3 protein-coding genes are annotated in these 2654 nt (G+C 42.7%); all 3 read left to right on the forward strand.

The features are described 5' to 3' along the window. A partial coding sequence (locus tag ENI34_08325; GenBank protein ID HEC79128.1) for a tetratricopeptide repeat protein occupies positions 1–1421 on the forward strand: 1421 nt, incomplete at its 5' end. Next, a complete protein-coding gene (locus ENI34_08330) occupies positions 1418–1927 on the forward strand; it encodes a hypothetical protein (GenBank protein ID HEC79129.1) in 510 nt (169 codons plus the stop codon). The genes ENI34_08325 and ENI34_08330, both read left to right, overlap by 4 nt. Positions 1928–1963: 36 nt before the next feature. Further along, a partial coding sequence (locus ENI34_08335) for a hypothetical protein (protein HEC79130.1) occupies positions 1964–2654 on the forward strand: 691 nt, incomplete at its 3' end.

Below are 2654 nucleotides of genomic sequence, written 5' to 3' on the forward strand. Positions count from 1 at the left end.
AAGAATGTTCTTTATTGACCGAGTTCTTTAACCAGGATACGACTTTACGCATTCCCGACAGCATAAGTATAGATACTCTTTTTCAAGAGCCGTTGATTGAAGAGAAGATATTAATGTTAAAAGAAGAGATAGGCGGGTATTATGCTCTTGATTCCATCCTTGCCGGGATATTGCTGAAAGAGGGCAGGATAGAGGAGGCATTCAAAGTTATTATACCGTATCTGGAATACAAAAATGCGGTCGCCTATTGCCGTACGGTGAGAGCGAGAAAATATTACCAGGATGGTGATTATGAATCAGCAGCGAACGATATTATTCTTTCGCAGACAAAGGAACCGGAATTACTGTTGATGCTGGCTGATGCATTGACGGTGCTTGGTGAAAATCCGCTTTTCCTGTATGATGATATTTCAGCCACGGCTGAAGACACATTGATTATTGCAAAGGTCAGAAAGAATTTGATGGTCTGGAATTTCATGCACGGAGACTATGATGAGGTTGTGAAACAAGGGATGGAGTTTGCTCGGGATGATACAAGTCTGATACGACTTTATCTCTACAGCCTCGCACGCACCGGCAAGAAGGCGACGGCTGATTCCCTTTTTTGTCAGTTTTTCAATGCTGTGGATTACAGATTGTTGAATTACTACGGTGAATTTCTAATAGAGCAGAAAAGATATAGTACAGCGAGAGTATATTACGATTCAATCATTGATTCCTTACAGGAAACTGCAGCGGCGGAACTGTATTTCAACTGGGCGCTGGTGCCGTTTTTAGAAGGCGAGATTGATACGGCGTATGAAAGATTTATTTCTTTTATGTCTCAGTTTAAAGATGATGAAAAATATTACAGGGCGGCTTTCAAGATCGCCACGATAAAGTATTTGAAACAGGAATTTGATTCCGCCGTATACTATTACAAAATCGCCGCGGAGGATGATTCCCTTTGTCTGGATGCTCTGCAGAATCAATTGATATGCTATAAAAAGGCAGGTGACTGGAAAAAGGTGATAGAATCAGGAAATGAGCTCATTCCTTTTCTTACCGAAGAGGAAGAGGCCGGTGATTATTTTGAAATAGGATACGCGTATCTGCGCAGCGGTAAATTAAGAAACGCAATTGATTATTTGAAAAGAGCTGCCGAATTAGACCCTTCTCCTGAATTTCATTACTGGCTTGGTGAAGCGTATTTAGCCAAGGGTGATTTTATAAGATCCCTGTATCAATATCAGAAGATTATCGAACTCTATCCCCGTGATGAGATGTGGACGCCGACTGCTCATTATAAGAAGGGTATTGTTCTGGAGTTTATGGATGAGGTTGATGAAGCCAAAAAAGTATATCGTGCGATTATAAAGAAACGTGGACGGGATGACACGTGGGGTATTGAAGCGCAGAAACGGCTGGAGGCGCTGGAATGAAAAGTTATTCTCAACGGTTGATGCCTAAAGGCTGTGGAGGTTTGTATGGATTTTTATTCTGTTTATTTCTAATCATTTCCTGTTGCGGCTATTCAACACGTTCTCTGCTGCCCGGCTATATGAAACGGGTTCACATAAAGCTTTTCGAGAATAAAACCTTGAAGCCCGGGCTAGATGAGGCGGCGACAACGAGCGTGATTGAGGCGTTCCGCAGCGGTTCTGGTTTGCAGATCGTCAGTGAGCGTGACGCGGATATCGTCGTTGAAGGTGAAGTCGTCGGTTTTTCAAAAACCCCGTATACCTATACCGGAACTCAAACCGTGCTTGAGTATAAAATTACGGTGAAATTTGCGGTTCGCTGTGTTGATCGGGTTAAGAATGAGGTCTTCTGGGAAGGCGATGTTGCCGACTGGACGACATTCGAGACCGATGAAGATGCAGCCGTAAAAGAGGCGGTGAAGAAAACGGCGGAGAGATTGGTTAATACTATTCTAACCAACTGGTAGTTTATTCGTTTTATATTTTAATAAAAGGAGTATTGTATGAAAAGAAAATCGGTGGAAATCAATGATTTATATAAATTAAAATTTTTAAGGGAGATCACTTTATCTCCTGATGGAGAAAGGGTCGCTTATACTGTGGAATGGCTTGATAAGGGTAAAAACAGATATTACTCAAATCTCTATGTCGTTACAAAGGACCGGAAAAATCATCGTTTTATCGGAGGCAACAAAGACATAAAGAGACCGCGTTGGTCGCCGGACGGCAGATATATTTCTTTTATACTGACCGAGAAGAAGCAGAACGAGATGAAACAGAATATCTGGGTGATTCCCGCAGATGGCGGAGAGGCGTATCCTGTAACCGATGTGAAAGGGACTTTTGGCAACTATGTATGGTCGCCGGACAGCAAAAAGATTATCTGCGACTTTACAGTCAAGAAGGAAGACCGGGAAAGAGTGCCGGAAAGAGGGAAACCGCCTCTCTATTACCACATAAAAGAAGCATGGTATAAACTGGACGGCAGGGGTATTTTGCCGGAAGAAAAACCTCACATCTGGAAAATAACCGTAGCGACGGGAAAGATGCAGCAGTTGACTTTCGGCGAAAACGGCGATCAGGAGCCCGCAATATCTTCGGATGGTAAAAAGATTGTTTTCATCTCGAATCGACAAAAAGACCGGGTTGAGAAGATGCTTTATCTGGATATCTTTGTGGTTGACATTGATGGCA

The organism is candidate division WOR-3 bacterium, from assembly GCA_011052815.1.
Classification (GTDB): Bacteria; Hydrothermota; Tepidihabitantia; order SM23-42; family SM23-42; genus DRIG01.

Bases quoted from the DNA above. Each gene is read 5' to 3' on its own strand.
- ENI34_08330 (HEC79129.1), top strand. From the start codon at position 1,418: ATGAAAAGTTATTCTCAACGGTTGATGCCTAAAGGCTGTGGAGGTTTG.